Here is an 18,617-nt window from a genome sequence, read left to right on the forward strand (position 1 = left end):
CGCGGCAGACACGCCGCGCCGGCAATCGAAATATTGTAAGCGGGTTGCGCCGTGCGCGCTGACGGCCCGGACGGGACCTAGCGTCGCACGCGACCCGCGGTCGGCGGTCGTTCGCCGCGCGCGCCCGCGACCGTCATCGCGAGCTGGAACAGCCCGTCCCACGGATCGGGCGGCGGCTCGTCCTGCGTGCGGCGGCCCGGCACGACGGCCGTGAGCCCCTTGACCTGCCGGTCGAGCTTCGCGGCGAACGCGAGCGCCTTCTCGAGCACGCCTTCCGACACGCGGTTCAGCGCGGGGCCGATCAGCCGCTCGCGCGGCCCCCATACGCGGTTCTCGCGCAGCAGCGTCGCCAGCGGCTTGCCGGCCGTCGCGCCGCGCTTGATCCGCAGCAGCGTGCGCAGTTCCTCGACGACGGCCCACATCACGAGCACGATCGCCTCGCCCTCGCCCTTCAGCCCGTCGATCATCCGTGCGAGCCGCGCGGCGTCGCCGGCGAGCATCGCTTCGTTCAGCTTGAAGACGTCGTAGCGCGCGACGTTCAGCACCGCGTCGTGCACCTGCTCGAACGACAGCGTCCCTTGCGGATACAGCAGCCCGAGCTTCTGGATTTCCTGGTGCGCGGCGAGCAGGTTGCCTTCGACGCGCTCGGCAATGAACTGCAGCGCGCGCCGCCCGTCGTCGCCGGGCGCGGCCCGCTGGCCCTGCATCGCGAGACGCTGGCCGATCCAGTTCGGCAGTTGCGCGCGATCGACCGGATCGATCTTCAGCGCGACGCCGCCGTTCTGCAGCGCGGTAAACCACGCGGATTTCTGCGTGGCCGCATCGAGACGCGGCAACGTGACGAGCATCAGCGCGTCGGGATTGGGCGCGGCCGCGAGCGTCTTCAGCGCATCGGCGCCTTCCTTGCCGGGCTTGCCCGACGGGATGCGCAGCTCGATCAGCTGGCGCTCGCCGAACAGCGACATCGCCTGGGTCGCGCCGAGCAGCACGCTCCAGTCGAAGCCGCGCTCGACCGTATGCACCGAACGCTCGGTGAAGCCGGCCGCGCGTGCGGCCGCACGAATGCGGTCGCACGCTTCCTGCGCGAGCAGCGGCTCGTCGCCGTAGACGGTATAGAGCCCGGCCAACCCCTTCGCGAGGTGCGGCTCCAGCGCATCAAGTCGCAATTGCATCGCTACGTGCGCCGTCGATCAGAGCGGCGGCGGCGGCAGCGGCGCGCGCGGCGCGACACCCGGCACCACGTCCTCCGGCGCCGGCGTCAGCGAATGGACGATCGCGAGACGTCGCATCAGCTGGTCGACCGCGTCGTTCTGCATGTCGCCGTACAGGATGTCGGCTTCCTGCGCCTTCGCGTTCGTGTACTGGTCGCTGTACGTCATCGCGCGGTTCAGCGCGATCGCGCTCGGCGGGATCAGCACGGTGCCGTCCTTGCTCGTCAGCGTGTAGTTCAGCGTATAGAACAGCGCGTATTCCTGCGCCGAGCCGAACTTGTTGAGCGTCAGCGTGTTCTGCCCACGCGACTCCCACATGCGCAGCACGGCGTCGGCGTCGTCCGCCGACTTGACGATCTTCGTGTCGCTGCCGGCCTCGACGAGGCGCGTGAGACGCGCCTCGACGGGCGCCGGCGCACCGGCCACCAGCAGGTGCTTGAACGCGTAGTCCTGCTGGCCGCGCAACTGGAAGCCGCATGCCGACAGCGCGACCGCGCTGCCGACGAGCATCAAAAACGATCTGCGGATCACCTTCGCTCCTTCTGGGTACGTCCGACGGCCGGCGGCCGTCAGACGACGATGTTCACGAGGCGGCCCGGCACGACGACGATCTTCTTCGCCGGCTTGCCGTCGCTGAACTTCGCGAATGCTTCGTCGGCCACCGCCGCGGCTTCGATCGCCTCGCGGCTCGCGTCCTTCGCCACCTTCAGCGCGCCGCGCACCTTGCCGTTCACCTGCAGCACGAGTTCGATCTCGGCCTGCTCGAGCGCGGCCTCGTCGACCTTCGGCCACGGCGCGTCGAGCAGCGGGCCGAATTCGTCCGCGTAGCCGAGTGCCTTCCACAGCTCGAACGTGACGTGCGGCACGACCGGGTACAACACGCGCAGCAGCACGCCGTACGCTTCGCGCAGCACGCCGGGCGTCGCGCCCTTCGCGCCGTCGATCGCGTTCAGCATCTTCATCGCGGCCGACACGACCGTGTTGTACTGCAGGCGCTGGTAGTCGAAATCGGCCTGCTTCAGCACGCTGTAGATCTCGCGGCGCAGCGCCTTGTCGGCTTCGCCGAGCGCGGCTGCATCGAAGCCCGCGCGCGCGGCGAGCGCCTCGCGGTTGCCGTAGCCGAAGCTCCACACGCGGCGCAGGAAGCGGCTCGCGCCTTCGACGCCCGCGCCCGACCATTCGAGCTGCTGCTCGGGCGGTGCGGCGAACATCGTGAACAGGCGCGCGGTGTCGGCGCCGTACAGGTCGATCAGCACCTGCGGATCGACGCCGTTGTTCTTCGACTTCGACATCTTCTCGATGCCGCCGAGCACGACCGGCTGGCCGTCCGTGTTCAGCGTCGCGCCGACCGGGCGGCCCTTGTCGTCGTGCGTGACCGTCACGTCGGCCGGGTTGTACCAGGTCTTCTTGCCCGAAGCGTCCTCGCGGTAGAACGTCTCGTTCAGCACCATCCCCTGCGTGAGCAGGTTCTTCGCCGGCTCGCCGAACTTCACGAGGCCGAGGTCGCGCATCACCTTGGTCCAGAAGCGCGAATACAGCAGGTGCAGGATCGCGTGCTCGATGCCGCCGATGTATTGGTCCATCGGCATCCAGTAATCGGTGCGTGCGTCGACCATCGTGTCGGCGTCCGGCGCCGTGTAGCGCGAGAAGTACCACGACGAATCGACGAACGTGTCCATCGTGTCGGTTTCGCGCTTCGCGGCCGCGCCGCACTTCGGGCACGAACAGTTCAGGAACGCTTCCGACTTCGCGAGCGGGTTGCCCGAGCCGTCCGGCACGAGGTCTTCCGGCAGCACGACCGGCAGGTCCTGTTCCGGCACCGGCACGTCGCCGCACGACGGGCAGTGGATGATCGGGATCGGCGTGCCCCAGTAGCGCTGGCGCGATACGCCCCAGTCGCGCAGGCGCCACGTGACCTGCTTGTCGCCGAAGCCGCCGGCGTTCAGGTCGGCCGCGACCGCGTCGACCGCTTCCGCGTAGCGCAGGCCGTCGTACTTGCCGCTGTTCACGCAGACCGCGGTTTCCTTGTCGCCGTACCACTCCTGCCATGCGTCGAGCGAGTACGTCTGGCCTTCGGCCGAGATCACCTGCTTGATCGGCAGGTCGTACTTCTTCGCGAACGCGAAGTCGCGCTCGTCGTGGCCCGGCACGCCCATCACCGCGCCTTCGCCATAGCTCATCAGCACGTAGTTGCCGATCCACACCTCGACCGGCTCGCCGGTCAGCGGGTGCTTGACCGAGAAACCCGTCGCAACGCCCTTCTTTTCCATCGTCGCGACGTCGGCTTCGGCGACGCCGCCGCGCTTGCATTCGTCGATGAACGCGAGCAGTTCCGGCTTGTCCTGCGCCAGACGCGTGGCGAGCGGGTGCTCGGCCGCGATCGCGCAGAACGTGACGCCCATGATCGTGTCGGCGCGCGTCGTGAACACGCGCAGCAGCTTCTGCTCGCCGTCGAGTTCGTACGGGAAGCCGAAGTTCACGCCGAAGCTCTTGCCGATCCAGTTCTGCTGCATGATCTTCACGCGCTCGGGCCAGCCGAGGCCGTCGAGGTCGTTCAGCAGTTCATCGGCGTACTGCGTGATGCGCAGGTAGTACATCGGGATCTCGCGCTTCTCGACGAGCGCGCCCGAGCGCCAGCCGCGCCCGTCGATCACCTGCTCGTTCGCGAGCACGGTCTGGTCGACCGGGTCCCAGTTCACGGTGCCCGTCTTCTTGTACGCGATGCCCTTCTCGAGCATCTTCAGGAACAGCCACTGGTTCCACTTGTAGTAGTCGGGCTTGCACGTCGCGATCTCGCGCGACCAGTCGATCGCGAGGCCCATCGACTGCATCTGGCCCTTCATGTAGTCGATGTTGTCGTAGGTCCACTTCGCGGGCGGCACGCCGTTCGCCATCGCGGCGTTCTCGGCCGGCATCCCGAACGCGTCCCAGCCCATCGGCATCAGCGTGTTGTAGCCGTTCATCCGCAGATAGCGGTACATCACGTCGTTGATCGTGTAGTTGCGCACGTGACCCATGTGCAGCTTGCCGGACGGGTACGGCAGCATCGACACGCAGTAGAACTTCGGCTTCTGCGAATCTTCCTGCGTCTTGTAGGCATCGGCTGCGCGCCAGTCGCCCTGGGCGGCGGCTTCGACGTCGGCGGGTACGTATCTTTCGTGCATGGTGTGGTTCGGGCTAGGCTTTAAGCGGCGCGACGGCTCGCGCGCAGAAGTGGATCGAAAGGCGTGCATGCCCGGCGCGGGAACAGGCGGGCTGTTGCCGGACCGGGAAAAACGACGATTATACCGCCCGCGCCGGCCCGCACGGCCGGTCTCGCGGGCCGGGGCCCGCAACCGGGGCGCGTCAGGGTTTCGCCGGGGCGGCGGCCGGCGCGGCGGCGCCCGCCTGCGGCGGCACGTCGGTCACGAAACCGATCCGCGTGAGGCCCGCGGCCTGCGCGGCGCCCATCACCTGCGCGATCACGTCGTAGCGCGTCGCGCGCGACGCGCGCAGCCGCAGCTCGGGCGGCGCGGCGCCCGCGGCGGCGGCCCGGAAGCGCGCGGGCAGCGCGTCGAGCGCGACGGGCGCGTCGTCCCAGTACAGCTTGCCGGCGTCGTCGATCGACAAGGTGACGGATAACGGCGTGTCGCGCGCGACGCTGGCCGCGACCTTCGGCAGGTCGAGCCGGATCGCGTGCGTCATCAGCGGCGCGGTGATGATGAAGATGACGAGCAGCACGAGCATCACGTCGATCAGCGGCGTCATGTTGATCTCCGCCATCGGCGCGGACGTCTTGTGGTGCTCGAGCCCGCCGAATGCCATGGTCGTTCCTCCCGCGCCCGTCGGTCAGGCGCCCGCCGCGCACACGAACACGTGCAGGTCGCGCGCGAAACCGTCGAGTTCCTCGGCGAGCTGCCGGACGAGCCGCCCGAGGATGTTGTAGGCCAGCACCGCGGGAATCGCGACGACGAGCCCGAACGCGGTCATGATCAGCGCCTCGCCGACCGGCCCCGCGACGTTCTCGATCTGCGCCTGCCCGCTCGCGGCGATGCTGCCGAGCGCGTGGTAGATGCCCCACACGGTGCCCAGCAGCCCGACGAACGGCGCGGTGCTGCCGATCGACGCGAGCAGCACCTGGCCGAATTCGAGACGCCGCTGCGAGCGCAGCATCGCGTGGCGCAGCGCGCGCAGCACGCGTTCGCCGCGCTCCACGCGCGCGGCCAGCATGGCCGGGTCATGGTCGTCGGCCGCGTCGCGCGCGGCTTCGGCGAGCGGCACGAACACGCGCTCGCGATCCGCGCCGGCGAGCGCGGCAATGCCCGCGTCGAGCGACGGCGCGCGCCAGAACGCGGCGAGCGCGCGCGGCCCCTGGCGCTTCGCGCGGACCAGGAGCCAGGCTTTCATGAAAAGGAAGCACCAGCTGGCGACGGACATCGCCAGCAGCACATAGGCGACCGCATGCGTGATCGCATCGCCGCTTTCGAGGTAGTGGACAACGCCGGTGGGTATCGCCATCGGAGTTTCCCCGTGGGTCAGCGCAGGCCGAGCACGTCCTGCATGTCGAACAGGCCGGCGCCGCGCGCCGACAGGAAGCGGACCGCGCGCAACGCGCCCTGCGCGTACGACACGCGGCTCGACGATTTGTGCGTGATCTCGATGCGCTCGCCGATCCCGGCGAACAGCACGGTATGATCGCCGACGATGTCGCCGCCGCGCACGGCCGCGAAGCCGATCGACGACGGGTCGCGCTCGCCCGTCACGCCGTGGCGGCCGTACACCGCGCACTCGTCGAGCGAGCGGCCGAGCGCGCCGGCGACGGCCTCGCCCATCATCAGCGCGGTGCCCGACGGCGCATCGACCTTGTGGCGGTGGTGCGCCTCGATGATCTCGATGTCGTAGCCGTGCGAGAAATGCTTCGCCGCGAATTCGAGCAGCTTCAGCGTGACGTTCACGCCGACGCTCATGTTCGCCGCGAACACGATGCCGATCCTGGCCGCCGCGGCCTGCAGCTCGGCCTTCTGCTCGGCGGTGAAGCCGGTCGTGCCGATCACGAGCTTCACGTCGTGGCGCAGCGCGGCCGCGATGTGGGCCATCGTGCCTTCCGGGCGCGTGAAATCGATCAGGTAGTCGGCCTGCGCGAACACGGCGTCGAGGTCGTCGGTCAGCTTGATCCCGGTTTCCTTGCCGAGGAACGCACCGGCGTCCTGGCCGAGGAACGGCGAATCGGCGCGGTCGAGCGCGCCGACGAGCTGCGCGTCGGCATCGTTGAGAACGGCTTCGATCAGCATCCGGCCCATTCGGCCCGATGCGCCGGCAATCGCAATCTTCATGGCTTTCTACACGACAGGTCTAAAGGCGGGCGGCGCGAGCCGCCCTGGTTCCGCAACCGCGCTTACTGCGCCGGCGCGGTGAGCGGCTGGTTCTGCAGGTTGTCCGAACCTTGCGGACCGACGGGCGGCGACGCCTCGTTCGACACGTTCGGCTGCGGCGGACGGTGGAACTGGAACTGCGGCTGGATCGCCGGCGCGGCGCCCGGCGGCTGGCCGCCCGGCACCGGTGCGCCGCCCGAGGCCTGCGCGGACGGCGTGAAGCGGCGTGCGGCCGAACCCTGTCCCGACACCTGGTTGGTCGCGCGGTTCGCCGCACGGGCGGCCTGCGCGTTCGCATCCTGGTCGACCGCCGCGCCGGAGGCCGGCACGACGGACGGGCTGGCGACGACATCCGGCACCGGCGTACTCGCCGCCGCCTGCGCCTGCGCGGCGCTCGCGGCAGCGGCTTCCGACGCCTTCCGCGCCGCCGCGGCCGCCTTCGCCTTCTTGCCGCCGCGGTCGCCGTCGATGTCGGCCAGCAGGTCGAGCTCGGACGGCAGGTTGTCGGCGCCCGTCCAGCCCGCGAGGCGATCGCCCGCGAACGTCACGACGAGATCGCGCTGCTGGACGATCGACGTCGAGCCGCGCTTGAAGTAGAAGAGGTAATCCCAGCGGTCGGCGTGGAACATGTCCGCCAGCAGCGGCGTGCCGAGCAATGCCCGGACCTGCTCGCGCGTCATGCCGACCTGCAGTTGCGCGGCTTTCTCCTGCGATACGAAGTTGCCCTGCACGACGGTGATCCGATAGGGCGTGATGCTCTGCGCAATGCGCTGCGTCACGCTGTCGTACGACGAACAACCCGCCAGCGCGACGACGGCGGCGGCAGCGATGATGGCACTCCGCATGCGACTCCTCTGAAAGTGCGAAAGCGATTCTGGGATCATTTCCTTCACCGTGCTGGCCCGCGTGCAGGCCGCGCGTGTTTCTGGAACGGCGAAAAGCCGGTAACATTGAAGCCCTGCATTGTACTCTAGGGATGCCTAGCCATGACCAATCCGACGGATCTCAAGAATATCGGGCTAAAGGCCACCCTACCGCGCCTCAAGATTCTCGAGATCTTCCAGCAGAGCCCGGTGCGCCACCTGACGGCCGAAGACGTCTACCGGAACCTGCTCAACGAGCAGCTCGACATCGGGCTCGCGACCGTCTACCGCGTGCTCACGCAGTTCGAGCAGGCCGGCCTGCTCACGCGCAGCAACTTCGAATCGGGCAAGGCCGTGTTCGAGCTGAACGAGGGCTCGCACCACGATCACCTCGTGTGCCTCGATTGCGGCCGCGTCGAGGAATTCTTCGATGCCGAGATCGAAAGCCGCCAGCAGGCGATCGCGAAGGAGCGCGGCTTCCGGCTCCAGGAGCACTCGCTCGCGATGTACGGCTCGTGCACGACCGAGAACTGCCCGCACCGCAAGCACTGAGCCGCCGATTCGCGTGCGTCGCGCACGCAGCACGGCCCGGCCGGCATCTCGCCGCCCGGGCCGTTGTTCTTTTCGGGCCGCGCCGCGCGGGGCGCGCGGGCCGGCCAATATTGCTTACGAATGCCCTTCGACGCTCGCGCAAGCCGGCTCGAATGCCAGCGTCCATGCGCACTCGAGCGGGATCTCGTCGCAGTTCGGCTGCGGGCCGCCGCGATCGACGATCACGAAATCGCTGAGCGCGTCGAGCGCGAGCAGCGGATGGTGCCAGACGCCCTTCGCATAGTTCACGCCCTGCCAGCCTTCGGCCAGGAACGCGCGCATCGCATCGGGCCGGAAGTCGCCGGCCGGCGCGACGACGATCGCATAGCGCGACACGGCCGCGAGCGGGATGAATGCCTGGCTGCCGTGCGGATGGCGCTCCATCAGCGTGACCGCGACCGGCAGCGCGCGCGGCTGCGCGCGAAACACGCTGACGAGCGGCCGGCCGCCGTCCGCGCACACGTCGATCGCCGCGAGATCGTGGAAGCGCTCGGTCGTGCCGCCGTTGATCGGGAAGTGCCGCGCGCCTTCGAGCGCGATCACGTCGCCGAACGGCGCGAACGCCTCGCGGGTCAGCCGTTCGACGCGCAGGATGCGGGATCCGGTCATGACGCTGCCCTCCTTCAGGCCGGCTCGCCCCACAGACGCAGGCGCGACACGCCGCCGTCCGGGAAGATGTTGAAGCGCACGTGCGTGACGGGGCCGAGCGCCGCGAGCTGGTCGAACGTGTGCACGTGATCCATCTGCAGCTTCTGCTCGCCGAGCAGTTCGGCCCAGAACATCGCCTGCGTGACGAGCGAATCGTCGGTGCCGCCCGCGACGTGCGCGGCCTGCAGCGAACAGCGGTCGGGGAAATTGCCCTTGAAGAACGCCGTGTCGACCTCGACGCGCCGGATGATGCCCGGCCGCGCGAGCGCGACGATCGCCCAGTCGTTGCCGGGCTCGCGGCGGCGCCGCGTTTCCCAGCCGTCGCCCATGTTCGCGCCGCGCCCCGGCATCAGCATCTGCGATGCCGGCCCGAAGTGCTGGTTGTTCGCGGCCACCAGATAACCGCCGTTCTCGATCGCCGCGAGATCGACGAGCTCGCCGGCCGGCACGTGGCGCCAGTCGCGCTGCGGCTGGCCGTACACGCGCAGCCGTGCGAGCCCGCCGTCCGGATACAGGTTCACGCGCAGGTGCGTGACCGGCTGCGCGTCGTCGACGCTCACGTAGTGGTGCGAATTGCCCTGCAGCGTCGTCGCGGGGACGATCGTCCGCCACGCGGCGTCGTCGGGCGGCGTGTCGCCGTCGACGGCGCACGCCTCGATCGACGCGGCCGGCGGAAAATTACCGGTGAAGTGGCTCGTATCGAGGTCGACGCCATGGATCACGCCCGGCCGCGCGAGGCGCACCACGCAGAAATCGTGGCCGGTCGTGCGCTTGCGGCGCGTTTCCCAGCCGTCCATCCACTTGCCGTGGTCGTCGTACTTGCCGGGAATGAACACGGCCGGCTCCGGATTCAGCATGCGCTCCTTCGGCGCGAAGAATTCGTCGCTGGCGAACAGCGCCTGCGCCCCGAGGCGCGGGTCGGCAAGGTTCATGTAGCGCCGCGCAAACGCGGGCGCGTTCGGATCGAGAATGGGGGCTGCCATGTCGTCTCCTGATTTCCGGTTATTTCTGGTGAAAGGCCGGCGCATCGAGGCGCCGGCGCATGCAAGACGAGCGCGCGCAACGGCCGGGGGCGAAGCCGGCCCGCGCGCCGAGCCGCGCTCAGAGCGCGTGAGCCTGGTCGCCGCCCACCGGCGCCGCGCGGCCTGCCTCGTCGGCCGGCACGTAGCGCAGCTCGCGGTTCAGCACGCGCGTCGCACGGGCGCGGTCGATGTCGTTTTCCCATACCGCGACGACGACCGTCGCGACGCAGTTGCCGATCAGGTTGGTCAGCGCGCGGGCGATGCCGACGAACCAGTCGACCGGCAGGATCAGCACGAGGCCGAGCACCGGGATCGCGGGGATCGCCGACAGCGTCGCCGCGAGGATCACGATCGCCGAACCGGGGATGCCGTGCGCGCCCTTCGACGTGACGAGCGACACGAGCAGCACGACGATCAGGTCATGGGTCGACAGCGGCGTGTTGGTCGCCTGCGCGATGAACAGCACCGCGAGCGTCAGGTAGATCGAGAAGCCGTCGAGGTTGAACGAATAGCCGGTCGGGATCACGAGGCCGACCGTCGAATCCTTGATGCCCATGTATTCGAGCTTGCTCATCACCTGCGGCAGCACCGCGTCCGACGACGCCGTGCCGAGCACGATCGACAGTTCCTCGCGCAGGTAGCGAATCAGCTTGAACACCGAGAAGCCCGCGATGCGCATCACGATGCCGAGCACGACCGTGACGAACACGAAGCAGCTCACGTAGAACACCGCGACGAGGTAGCCGAGCTGCTTGAGCGACGCGACGCCGTACTTGCCGGTCGTGAACGCGATCGCGCCGAGCACGCCGAGTGGCGCGAGCTTGATGATGAAGCCGATGATCCGGAAGAACACGTGCGACAGTTCCTCGATCAGCGAGTTGACGCGCTGCGCCTTGTCGCCCAGCAGCGACAGCGCGGAGCCGAACAGCACCGCGAACACGAGGATCTGCAGGATGTCGCCCTTCGCGAACGCGTCGATCGCGGTGTCGGGGATGATCTTCATCAGGTAGCCGGCCGTGTCCTTCAGGCTTTCGGCGTTCTTCGCGTACGACGCGAGCGACGCGGCGTCGAGCGAGCGCAGGTCGATGTTCATCCCGACGCCCGGGCGCGTGAACCACGCGAGCACCAGGCCGATGCCGAGCGCGATCGTCGTCATCACCTCGAAGTAGACGACGGCCTTCAGGCCGACCCGGCCGACCTTCTTCAGGTCGCCCGCATTGGCCATCCCGCTGACCACGACGCAGAACACGATCGGGCCGATGACCATCTTGATCAGCTTCAGGAAGCCGTCGCCGAGTGGCCGCAGCGACTCGGCGAAGTGCGGGAAGAACGCGCCTAGCGCGACCCCCAGGATCAATGCGACGACTACCCGGCCAAACAGCGAATTGAGGAATTTCGACACGGCGCTCTCCCGATCCAACGGTTGCAGTTTCGTCTGTTCATACTGGTAAGACCAGTGATGTTATGGTGGATAGTAGGAAGCCGATATAGTGGCGTCAAGGACCGACAAAATAGGGATTTCCCGCCCCTGCCCGCCCGCTTGGAACGCATCTGACAGGGTCGGATCGTGGCTTTCCCGTAGGGGCGTCGTGCACTGCCCGCGTGCGGATTACAATGCCGGTCAGACCGGCCAAAGTCCACACCATGAAAAACGTTCCGCATACCGTGACCGACGCCGCCATCGCGACGATCCGCGACCGGATCGAGGCAGGCGTTTATCCGGTCGGCAGCCTGCTGCCGGCCCAGCGCCAGCTCTCCGAGGAGCTGGAAATCAGCCGCGCGTCGCTGCGCGAGGCGCTGTCGACGCTCGAGGCGCTCGGGATGCTGCGCATCCGGGCGGGCAAGGGTGTGTATGTCGAAAGCGCGCAGGCGTCGGCCGCGCATCCGTGGCAGTTCTCCGAACAGTCGTCGCCGCCCGATACGTACCAGATGCGCTATGCGCTCGAAGGGTTCGCCGCGCGGATGGCCGCGCGCGTCGTCAGCGACGCCGACATCGCATGGTTCGAGGACAACCTCGCCGACCTGCACGTCGCGCTGACCGACAACGCGATCGACGAAGCGTCGCAGCTCGACTTCGACTTCCACATGCGGATCATCCATCTGGCCGGCAACGCGGCGATCGAATCGGTGCTGCGCAGCAGCGCGGACATCATGAAGGAAAGCCAGCGCATGCCGTTCTACCGGCGCGAGCTGCTGCTGTCGACGTGGCACGAGCACCGCGCGATCGTCGACGCGCTGATCGCGCGCGATGCGGCCGCCGCGGGCACCGCGATCGAAACGCACATCGCGAACGCCGCGCAGCGCGCAGGCATCTTCTTCCCGACGCCAGGCGCCTGACGCGCCCCCGGTTCCCAAACGGCCCGGGCGTCCCGGTCACCCGCCCGACGGATAGCGGAACGCGAGCGCGCGCTCGATGAACGCGCGCGCCGCGACGCTGCGGTACGCGCCCTTGCGCGTGAGCAGCGCGGCCGTGCGGGCCGGCAGCGGCGGATCGATCTCCAGCGCGCACAGCTCGCCGCTCTCGCGCGCGATCGCATCGGGCAGCACCGTCGCAAGCCGGCCGCATCGCACGAGCTCCAGCACCGCGCTGATCGTATTCGTCTCGATCGCGATCGTCGGCCGCGCGCCATGCTCGATGAAGTACCGGTCGATGCGCTCGCGCGTCGCGAACGCGCGGCTCAGCAGCACCAGCGGCTCGCCGCCGAGCTCGGCCGGCGTCAGCGCGCGGCGGCGCCGCGCGAGACGGTGCGTGCGGCCCGTCACGAGCGCGAGCGGCTCGTCCCACAGCGGCAGCGCGTCGATGTCCGGCGCGCGCGGCGGCATGAACGCGAAACCCGCGTCGAGCCGGTCGTCGGCGAGCAGCGCCTCGATGCGCGCCTGCGGCATCGCGTCGATCGTCAGCGCGACGTTCGGGTAATCGGTGTGAAAACCGTCGATCAGCGAGCCGCTCAGGTAGGCCGCGAAGGTCGGCATCATCGCGAGCCGCAGCGACCCGCCACCGAGATCGGCAACGTCGTGCAGCGCGCGCTGCCCCGCATCGAGCTCGTGCAGCGCGGCGCGCGCATGGCGTGCATAGACTTCGCCGAATTCGGTGAGCCGCACCGTGCGGCCCGAGCGGTCGAACAGCTGCACGCCGAGCGTGTCCTCGAGCTGGCGCACCTGCTGCGACAGCGTGGGCTGCGACACGTGCAGCGCATCGGCCGCGCGCGTGAAACTGCGTTGCTCGGCGACGGCCAGGAAATAGCGGATGTGGCGAAGAAGCATCGCGGCCAATGTATTGGTTTTGCCAATGAATACCATAACGATCCAGTCTTGGACGCTATGGGGCGACTCCCGCATCATACGCACATCCGTTCCCGTGCCTCGCACCTGTCCGCACCGGAGCGGCCCGCCCGGGCCCGCCCTGCCTGCGCCCGCCGCACGACGATCCGCCGCGCGCCCGATCCGGGCCCGGCCGCGATCCGCCCGGCGCGCATCGGCCCACCGCCGATCCGTCACACCGGCCCCGATTTCCGTCACCCCGCGCAACCGACGGCCCCGTGCCGCCGGCCGGCGCCGCCGTTTTTTCACGACCATGGAACCGCATCACGACAACCATCCTCCGCTGACCCGCGGCATGACGCTGCTGTTCGCCTGCGCGTGCGGCATCGTCATCGGCAACATCTATTACGCGCAGCCGCTGCTCGCCGCGATCGCGCGCAGCTTCGGCCGCGCGCCGGCCGAGCTCGGCTATCTCGTCACGCTGACACAGCTCGGTTATGCGGCGAGCCTGCTGCTGATCGTCCCGCTCGGCGACGCGGTCAACCGCCACACGCTGATCGTGCGGCTGCTGATGCTCAACGTCGTCGCGCTGGCCGCCGTGACCGTCAGCACCAATTTCACGACGTTCGTCGTCGCGAACGTCGCGGTCGGCTTCGTCACCTGCTCGACGCAGCTGCTCGTCCCGTTCGCGGCATCGCTCGCCGACGCGCGCTCGCGCGGCCGCGCGGTCGGCACCGTGATGAGCGGCCTGTTGCTCGGCATCCTGCTCGCACGCGTCGCGGCCGGCGCGATCGCCGACGGGTTCGGCTGGCGTGCGGTGTACGGCATCGCCGCGGTGATGGTGCTCGCGCTGACCGGCGTGCTCGCCGTGAAGCTGCCGAAGGATCGCCGCGACACGCGCGTCGACTATGCGGCGCTGATGAAGTCGCTCGTCGCGCTGGTGCGCGCGCAACCGCTGATCGCGCTGCGCTCGACCTACGGCGCGCTGGTGTTCGCGTGCTTCAGCCTGCTGTGGACGGGCCTCACGTTCCTGCTGAGCCAGCCGCCGTACGGCTATTCCGAAGGCCGGATCGGCCTGTTCGGCGTCGTCGGCGCGGTGGGCGCGCTCGCGGCGACGTCGGCCGGCCGGCTCGTCGATCGCGGCCACGGCAACGCGGCGACGGGGCTGTTCGCCGCGGCCGTGCTCGCGTCGTTCGCACTGATCGCGGCCGGCGCGCATTCGCTCGCGGCGCTGATCGCGGGCATCCTGCTGCTCGACGTCGGCGTGCAGGGCATGCACATCTCGAACCAGAGCGTGATCTACGCGCTGGCCGGGAACGCGCGCAGCCGCGTGACGACGATCTACCTGACGAGCTACTTCATCGGCGGCGCGCTCGGGTCGTTCGCGGCGAGCGTCGCGTACGGCATCGCCGGCTGGCGCGGCGTGTGCATCGCGGGCGCGGCGCTGTCGGGCGTGCTGATCGCGCTGTGGCTCGCCTCGCAGCGTGTCGGCACGCGGCAGGTCACGCCGTAACGCGATCCTCCGTTTCCGCGACACGACGACCGAGGCACGCCGCGCGAATCGCGGGCGTGCCTCGTGGCGACGGCGTCGAGGCCGTCGCGGGTCAGCGCCGCGCCGTCACGCGGTCTCGCCCGCGAAATCGATCAGCACCTTCATCGCGCGCTGCCGGTCGCCGGCCAGTTCGAACGCGAGATTCGCATCGCGCATCGGGAACACGCGCGTGACGGCCGGCCGCAGGTCGACGCGCCCCGCATTGATCAGCTGCACCGCGAGCGCGAATTCCGCGTGGAAGCGGAACGATCCGCAGATCGACAGCTCCTTCGCGACCACGACGTTCTGCGGCAGGCTGACGTCGCCGCCGAGCCCGAGCTGCACGACGACACCGCGCGGCCGCATCACGTCCAGCCCGTCTCGCAGCGCCCGCGCATTGCCCGAACACTCGATCATCACGTCGAACGTGCCCTTGTCGGCGGCGTAACGCGCGACCCAGCCGGCATCGGCGGCCGCGTTGATCGTGCGGTCGGCGCCGAGCGCACTGGCCACCGCCAGCGGCGCCTCGACGACGTCGGTCGCGACGATCTCCGTCGCGCCGTGCACGCGCGCGGCCGCGACCGCAAGCACGCCGATCGGCCCGCACCCCGACACGAGCACCCGCTTGCCGATCAGCGGGCCCGCGCGCGACACCGCATGCAGCCCGACCGCGAACGGCTCGGCGAGCGCCGCGAGCGACAGCGGCACGTGATCGGCAACCTTCACGCACTGCACGGCGTCGCATACGAGCGCGTTGCGGAACGCGCCCTGCACGTGCGGCATGCGCATCGCGCTGCCGTAGAAGCGCATGTCGAGACACTGGTTCGGCAGCCCTTCGAGGCAGTAGCGGCACGCGCCGCACGGCCGGCTCGGATTGACCGCGACGCGGTCGCCGACTTTCACCGACGTCACGTCCGGCGCGACCTCCGCGACCGCGCCGGCCACCTCGTGGCCGAGCACCATCGGCTGCTGCAGCCGGATCGCGCCGAAGCCGCCATGCCGGAAGTAATGCAGGTCGGAGCCGCAGATGCCGCCCATCGCGACGTCGACGCGCACCTGGCCCGGGCCGATCTCGCCCGCGTCCTGCTCCTCGACCCGCAGGTCGTTCGGCCCGTGGATCACCACACACATGCAACGCATACGCATGACCCTCTCCTCTCGTCAAACGGCGCTGGTCAGGCCGCCATCCACGAACAGCGTCTGGCCGTTCACGAAATCGGAGGCGGCCGACGCGAGAAAGATCGCCGCGCCGCACAGCTCGTCGACGCGCCCCCAGCGACCGGCCGGCGTGCGCTTGCACAGCCAGTCCGAGAACGCCGCGTCGTCGACCAGCGCGCGATTCAGTTCGGTTTCGAAATAGCCGGGCGCGAGGCCGTTCGCCTGGATGCCGTGGCGCGCCCAGTCGGCGCACATCCCCTTCGTCAGCATCCGCACCGCGCCCTTGGTCGCCGCATACGGCGCGATCGTCGGCCGCGCGAGTTCGCTCTGCACCGAGCAGATGTTGATGATCTTCCCGTGGCCGCGCGCGATCATGTGCCGCGCGACGGCCTGCGCGACGTTGAACACGCCGTCGAGGTTCACGCGCATCAGCGCATGCCAGTCGTCCGGGTCGAACGTGTCGAGCGGCGCGCGGCGCTGGATGCCCGCGTTGTTCACGAGGATGTCGATCGCGCCGATGCGCGCCTCGGCATCGTCGATCGCCGCGCGCACCTGCGCGTGCTCGGCCACGTCGAACACCGCATGGTCGGCCGTGAAGCCTTCGTCGCGGAAACGGCGCGCGAGCGTCGCGGCCTTCTCCTCATTGCGATCGTTGATGACGATCGCCGCGCCGGCTTCCGCGAGTCCGCGGGCGAGCGTCAGCCCGATCCCGCGTCCGGAGCCGGTAATCAGTGCGCGGCGGCCGTCGAGGCGGAACCGGTCAAGCGCGTGGGTCATCGATGTCTCCTCATCTCAGGGGAGCCGGCTGCCCGTCGCGGCCGGTCTCGCGTCGACGTTATCTTCCACCGGCGGCCGGGCCCCGCGCCAATGCTTGTTTTTGATCCGGTTATCATGAAATCTGATTACCGCCCACGGGGGCCCGCCGACCATGGAACTCAAGCAATTGCGCGCCTTCGTCACGCTCGCGGAAGAGCTGCATTTCGGGCGCGCCGCGCGGCGCCTGTGCATCGTGCAACCCGCGTTGAGCATGCAGATCAAGGCACTCGAGGAAGCACTCGGCGCGCGCCTGTTCGAGCGCGACCGGCACAAGGTCGAACTGAGCGACACCGGGCGCGTGTTCCTGCCCGAAGCACGCGCCACGCTGCAGCAGGCCGCGCGCGCGGAGCAGATGGCGCGGCTGTCGAGCCGCGGCGAAATCGGCACGCTGCGGATCGCGTTCGTGTCGTCGGTGCTGCCCGCGCTGCTGCCGGCCGTGCTGCGCACGATGCGCGAGCGTTATCCGCTGATCGCGCTCGACCTGAAGGACATGCCGACGCCCGACCAGATCGCCGCACTGCGCGACCGGCGGATCGATTTCGGGATGATCCGGCTGCCGGCCGCGTATGCGGGCATCGACACGCGCGTGATCCTGGAAGAAGGCTTCGTCGTCGCGCTGCCGCTCGATCATCCGCTCGCGGTGCACGACCCGATCCCGCCGGCCGCGCTGCGCGGCCAGCCGGTGTTCGTACTCGCGCGCCGCTACGCGCCCGGCTTTCACGACGACATGCTGCTCGCGCTGAGCCGCGCGGGCACGACGCTCGAGATTGCCCAGGAGTTCGGCGAATTCACGACGATGCTCGCGCTCGTCGCGGCGGGCATGGGGATCGGACTGATCCCGGCGGAAGCCGCGAGCGCGCTGCCGCCGAACGTGCTCGCGCGGCCGCTCGACCTGGCCGGGCACCGCACCGGCATCGGCCTCGCGTGGACCGATCTCGACAGCCCGCTGAAGCGTGCGTTCGCCGCCGCGCTCGAGCAGGTGACCGCGGCGTGAGCCACCGAACGCGGCAACAAAAAAGCCCGACCGGAAAAACCGGCCGGGCTCGTTCGCCGCGCAGGCCGCGTCGCGGCGGCCGCGCAACGTGCGGGATTACTTCGCGTTCGCGAATGCGACAGCGGTATCCAGCATGCGGTTCGAGAAACCCCACTCGTTATCGTACCAGCTCGACACCTTGACGAGACGGCCCGACACCTTGGTCAGCGTCGCGTCGAACGTCGACGAAGCCGGGTTGTGGTTGAAGTCGATCGACACCAGCGGTGCGTCGTTGTAGCCGAGGATGCCCTTCAGCGCGCCTTCCGATGCTTCCTTCATGATCGCGTTGACTTCCTCGACCGTCGTGTCGCGCTTTGCGATGAACGACAGGTCGACGATCGACACGTTGATCGTCGGGACGCGGATCGCGTAACCGTCGAGCTTGCCGTTCAGTTCCGGCAGCACGAGGCCGACGGCCGACGCCGCGCCGGTCTTCGTCGGGATCTGGCTGTGCGTGGCCGAACGCGCGCGGCGCAGGTCTTCGTGATAGACGTCCGTCAGCACCTGGTCGTTCGTGTATGCGTGGATCGTCGTCATCAGGCCGGTTTCGAGGCCGATCTTGTCGTTCAGCGGCTTGACGAGCGGCGCGAGGCAGTTCGTCGTGCACGATGCGTTCGAGATGACGGTGTGCTCGGCCTTCAGCACGTCGTGGTTCACGCCGTAGACGATCGTCGCGTCGACGTCCTTGCCGCCCGGCGCCGAGATGATGACCTTCTTCGCGCCGCCCTTCAGGTGCGCGCTCGCCTTTTCCTTCGTCGTGAAGAAGCCCGTGCATTCCATCACGACGTCGACGCCCAGCTCGCCCCACGGCAGTTCGGCCGGGTTGCGGTTCGCCAGCACGCGGATCTTGTCGCCGTTCACGACGAGGTAGTCGCCGTCGACCGACACTTCGCCCGGGAACTTGCCGTGCGCGGTGTCGTACTGGGTCAGGTGCGCGTTGGTCTTCGCATCGCCCAGGTCGTTGATCGCGACGATCTCGAGATCGTGCTTCTTGCCGTTTTCATAAAACGCGCGCAGCGTGTTGCGGCCGATACGGCCGTAGCCGTTGATTGCGACGCGAATCGTCATGGTCTATCTCCTGATGGCTGAAAAAATTCGTTTCGTGCAGCTTCACGGTGCGACGCGCGCGACG

Annotated in this window: 18 protein-coding genes; 4 read left to right on the forward strand and 14 right to left on the reverse strand. The window is 69.0% G+C overall.

Annotated elements, in window-relative coordinates:
* Window positions 1-77 precede the first annotated feature (77 nt).
* From holA to HWX00_RS18870, 7 genes are all read right to left on the reverse strand, one after another.
* Window positions 78-1,172 carry a DNA polymerase III subunit delta gene (holA, locus tag HWX00_RS18840; RefSeq protein WP_034186429.1) on the reverse strand — a complete coding sequence of 365 codons (1,095 nt, stop codon included), beginning with the start codon at window positions 1,170-1,172 and terminating at the stop codon, window positions 78-80.
* A gap of 18 nt (window positions 1,173-1,190) precedes the next feature.
* Window positions 1,191-1,742 carry an LPS-assembly lipoprotein LptE gene (locus HWX00_RS18845; RefSeq protein ID WP_034186428.1) on the reverse strand — a complete coding sequence of 184 codons (552 nt, stop codon included), beginning with the start codon at window positions 1,740-1,742 and terminating at the stop codon, window positions 1,191-1,193.
* Window positions 1,743-1,780: 38 nt separating this feature from the next.
* On the reverse strand, window positions 1,781-4,375 hold the full coding sequence (gene leuS / locus HWX00_RS18850) for a leucine--tRNA ligase (protein ID WP_034186427.1): 2,595 nt from the start codon (window positions 4,373-4,375) through the stop codon (window positions 1,781-1,783).
* A gap of 181 nt (window positions 4,376-4,556) precedes the next feature.
* Entirely contained in the window at window positions 4,557-5,015 is a 459-nt protein-coding gene (locus tag HWX00_RS18855) for an ExbD/TolR family protein (RefSeq protein WP_034186426.1), read from the reverse strand.
* A gap of 24 nt (window positions 5,016-5,039) precedes the next feature.
* On the reverse strand, window positions 5,040-5,708 hold the full coding sequence (locus HWX00_RS18860; RefSeq protein WP_175029126.1) for a MotA/TolQ/ExbB proton channel family protein: 669 nt from the start codon (window positions 5,706-5,708) through the stop codon (window positions 5,040-5,042).
* 17 nt (window positions 5,709-5,725) lie between these two features.
* The gene (gene dapB, locus HWX00_RS18865; protein ID WP_049031358.1) at window positions 5,726-6,523 is read right to left on the reverse strand and encodes a 4-hydroxy-tetrahydrodipicolinate reductase; all 798 of its coding nucleotides are present in this window, start codon (window positions 6,521-6,523) and stop codon (window positions 5,726-5,728) included.
* 62 nt (window positions 6,524-6,585) lie between these two features.
* The gene (locus HWX00_RS18870) at window positions 6,586-7,407 is read right to left on the reverse strand and encodes an outer membrane protein assembly factor BamE (protein ID WP_034186423.1); all 822 of its coding nucleotides are present in this window, start codon (window positions 7,405-7,407) and stop codon (window positions 6,586-6,588) included.
* A gap of 141 nt (window positions 7,408-7,548) precedes the next feature.
* On the opposite strand from HWX00_RS18870, the gene fur reads away from it, so the two are divergent.
* Window positions 7,549-7,977, forward strand: coding sequence for a ferric iron uptake transcriptional regulator (gene fur / locus HWX00_RS18875; protein WP_006753314.1), 429 nt, complete (start codon window positions 7,549-7,551; stop codon window positions 7,975-7,977).
* Window positions 7,978-8,091: 114 nt separating this feature from the next.
* On the opposite strand, the gene HWX00_RS18880 is transcribed toward fur, so the two are convergent.
* From HWX00_RS18880 to HWX00_RS18890, 3 genes are all read right to left on the reverse strand, one after another.
* Window positions 8,092-8,625, reverse strand: coding sequence for an ureidoglycolate lyase (locus HWX00_RS18880; protein WP_034186449.1), 534 nt, complete (start codon window positions 8,623-8,625; stop codon window positions 8,092-8,094).
* Window positions 8,626-8,639: 14 nt separating this feature from the next.
* Window positions 8,640-9,647 carry an allantoicase gene (alc, locus tag HWX00_RS18885; RefSeq protein WP_034186422.1) on the reverse strand — a complete coding sequence of 336 codons (1,008 nt, stop codon included), beginning with the start codon at window positions 9,645-9,647 and terminating at the stop codon, window positions 8,640-8,642.
* Window positions 9,648-9,765: 118 nt separating this feature from the next.
* Window positions 9,766-11,088 carry a C4-dicarboxylate transporter DctA gene (locus HWX00_RS18890; protein WP_034186448.1) on the reverse strand — a complete coding sequence of 441 codons (1,323 nt, stop codon included), beginning with the start codon at window positions 11,086-11,088 and terminating at the stop codon, window positions 9,766-9,768.
* Window positions 11,089-11,300: 212 nt separating this feature from the next.
* Here HWX00_RS18890 and HWX00_RS18895 point away from each other — a divergent pair, with 212 nt between their 5' ends.
* On the forward strand, window positions 11,301-12,023 hold the full coding sequence (locus tag HWX00_RS18895) for a FadR/GntR family transcriptional regulator (RefSeq protein ID WP_175029127.1): 723 nt from the start codon (window positions 11,301-11,303) through the stop codon (window positions 12,021-12,023).
* Window positions 12,024-12,059: 36 nt separating this feature from the next.
* Here the strand turns inward: HWX00_RS18895 and cynR are convergent, their stop codons facing one another.
* Window positions 12,060-12,950, reverse strand: a complete 891-nt coding sequence (gene cynR / locus HWX00_RS18900) for a transcriptional regulator CynR (protein WP_175029128.1) — start codon at window positions 12,948-12,950, stop codon at window positions 12,060-12,062.
* Between the two features lie 310 nt (window positions 12,951-13,260).
* On the opposite strand from cynR, the gene HWX00_RS18905 reads away from it, so the two are divergent.
* Entirely contained in the window at window positions 13,261-14,460 is a 1,200-nt protein-coding gene (locus HWX00_RS18905) for an MFS transporter (protein ID WP_034186420.1), read from the forward strand.
* Between the two features lie 105 nt (window positions 14,461-14,565).
* Here the strand turns inward: HWX00_RS18905 and HWX00_RS18910 are convergent, their stop codons facing one another.
* Together HWX00_RS18910 and HWX00_RS18915 are read right to left on the reverse strand one after the other, a co-directional pair.
* Window positions 14,566-15,624: an L-idonate 5-dehydrogenase gene (locus tag HWX00_RS18910; RefSeq protein ID WP_175029129.1), complete on the reverse strand. Its 1,059-nt coding sequence runs from the start codon at window positions 15,622-15,624 to the stop codon at window positions 14,566-14,568.
* A gap of 15 nt (window positions 15,625-15,639) precedes the next feature.
* Window positions 15,640-16,413 (reverse strand): SDR family NAD(P)-dependent oxidoreductase, encoded by a 774-nt coding sequence (locus HWX00_RS18915; protein ID WP_034186418.1) that lies wholly within the window; start codon window positions 16,411-16,413, stop codon window positions 15,640-15,642.
* Between the two features lie 151 nt (window positions 16,414-16,564).
* On the opposite strand from HWX00_RS18915, the gene HWX00_RS18920 reads away from it, so the two are divergent.
* Window positions 16,565-17,446 carry a LysR family transcriptional regulator gene (locus HWX00_RS18920; protein ID WP_034186417.1) on the forward strand — a complete coding sequence of 294 codons (882 nt, stop codon included), beginning with the start codon at window positions 16,565-16,567 and terminating at the stop codon, window positions 17,444-17,446.
* A gap of 96 nt (window positions 17,447-17,542) precedes the next feature.
* On the opposite strand, the gene gap is transcribed toward HWX00_RS18920, so the two are convergent.
* Window positions 17,543-18,553 (reverse strand): type I glyceraldehyde-3-phosphate dehydrogenase, encoded by a 1,011-nt coding sequence (gene gap, locus HWX00_RS18925; RefSeq protein WP_006485712.1) that lies wholly within the window; start codon window positions 18,551-18,553, stop codon window positions 17,543-17,545.
* Window positions 18,554-18,617 lie beyond the last annotated feature (64 nt).

The organism is Burkholderia seminalis DSM 23518 (assembly GCF_902832885.1).
In the GTDB taxonomy this organism is placed as follows: domain Bacteria; phylum Pseudomonadota; class Gammaproteobacteria; order Burkholderiales; family Burkholderiaceae; genus Burkholderia; species Burkholderia seminalis.

Excerpts from the sequence above, each read along its gene's own strand:
- holA (WP_034186429.1), bottom strand. The coding sequence starts at position 1,172 with ATGCAATTGCGACTTGATGCGCTGGAGCCGCACCTCGCGAAGGGGTTG.
- leuS (WP_034186427.1), bottom strand. The coding sequence starts at position 4,375 with ATGCACGAAAGATACGTACCCGCCGACGTCGAAGCCGCCGCCCAGGGC.
- HWX00_RS18855 (WP_034186426.1), bottom strand. The coding sequence starts at position 5,015 with ATGGCATTCGGCGGGCTCGAGCACCACAAGACGTCCGCGCCGATGGCG.
- HWX00_RS18860 (WP_175029126.1), bottom strand. The coding sequence starts at position 5,708 with ATGGCGATACCCACCGGCGTTGTCCACTACCTCGAAAGCGGCGATGCG.
- dapB (WP_049031358.1), bottom strand. The coding sequence starts at position 6,523 with ATGAAGATTGCGATTGCCGGCGCATCGGGCCGAATGGGCCGGATGCTG.
- HWX00_RS18870 (WP_034186423.1), bottom strand. The coding sequence starts at position 7,407 with ATGCGGAGTGCCATCATCGCTGCCGCCGCCGTCGTCGCGCTGGCGGGT.
- fur (WP_006753314.1), top strand. The coding sequence starts at position 7,549 with ATGACCAATCCGACGGATCTCAAGAATATCGGGCTAAAGGCCACCCTA.
- HWX00_RS18880 (WP_034186449.1), bottom strand. The coding sequence starts at position 8,625 with ATGACCGGATCCCGCATCCTGCGCGTCGAACGGCTGACCCGCGAGGCG.
- alc (WP_034186422.1), bottom strand. The coding sequence starts at position 9,647 with ATGGCAGCCCCCATTCTCGATCCGAACGCGCCCGCGTTTGCGCGGCGC.
- HWX00_RS18895 (WP_175029127.1), top strand. The coding sequence starts at position 11,301 with ATGCCGGTCAGACCGGCCAAAGTCCACACCATGAAAAACGTTCCGCAT.
- cynR (WP_175029128.1), bottom strand. The coding sequence starts at position 12,950 with ATGCTTCTTCGCCACATCCGCTATTTCCTGGCCGTCGCCGAGCAACGC.
- HWX00_RS18905 (WP_034186420.1), top strand. The coding sequence starts at position 13,261 with ATGGAACCGCATCACGACAACCATCCTCCGCTGACCCGCGGCATGACG.
- HWX00_RS18910 (WP_175029129.1), bottom strand. The coding sequence starts at position 15,624 with ATGCGTATGCGTTGCATGTGTGTGGTGATCCACGGGCCGAACGACCTG.
- HWX00_RS18915 (WP_034186418.1), bottom strand. The coding sequence starts at position 16,413 with ATGACCCACGCGCTTGACCGGTTCCGCCTCGACGGCCGCCGCGCACTG.
- HWX00_RS18920 (WP_034186417.1), top strand. The coding sequence starts at position 16,565 with ATGGAACTCAAGCAATTGCGCGCCTTCGTCACGCTCGCGGAAGAGCTG.
- gap (WP_006485712.1), bottom strand. The coding sequence starts at position 18,553 with ATGACGATTCGCGTCGCAATCAACGGCTACGGCCGTATCGGCCGCAAC.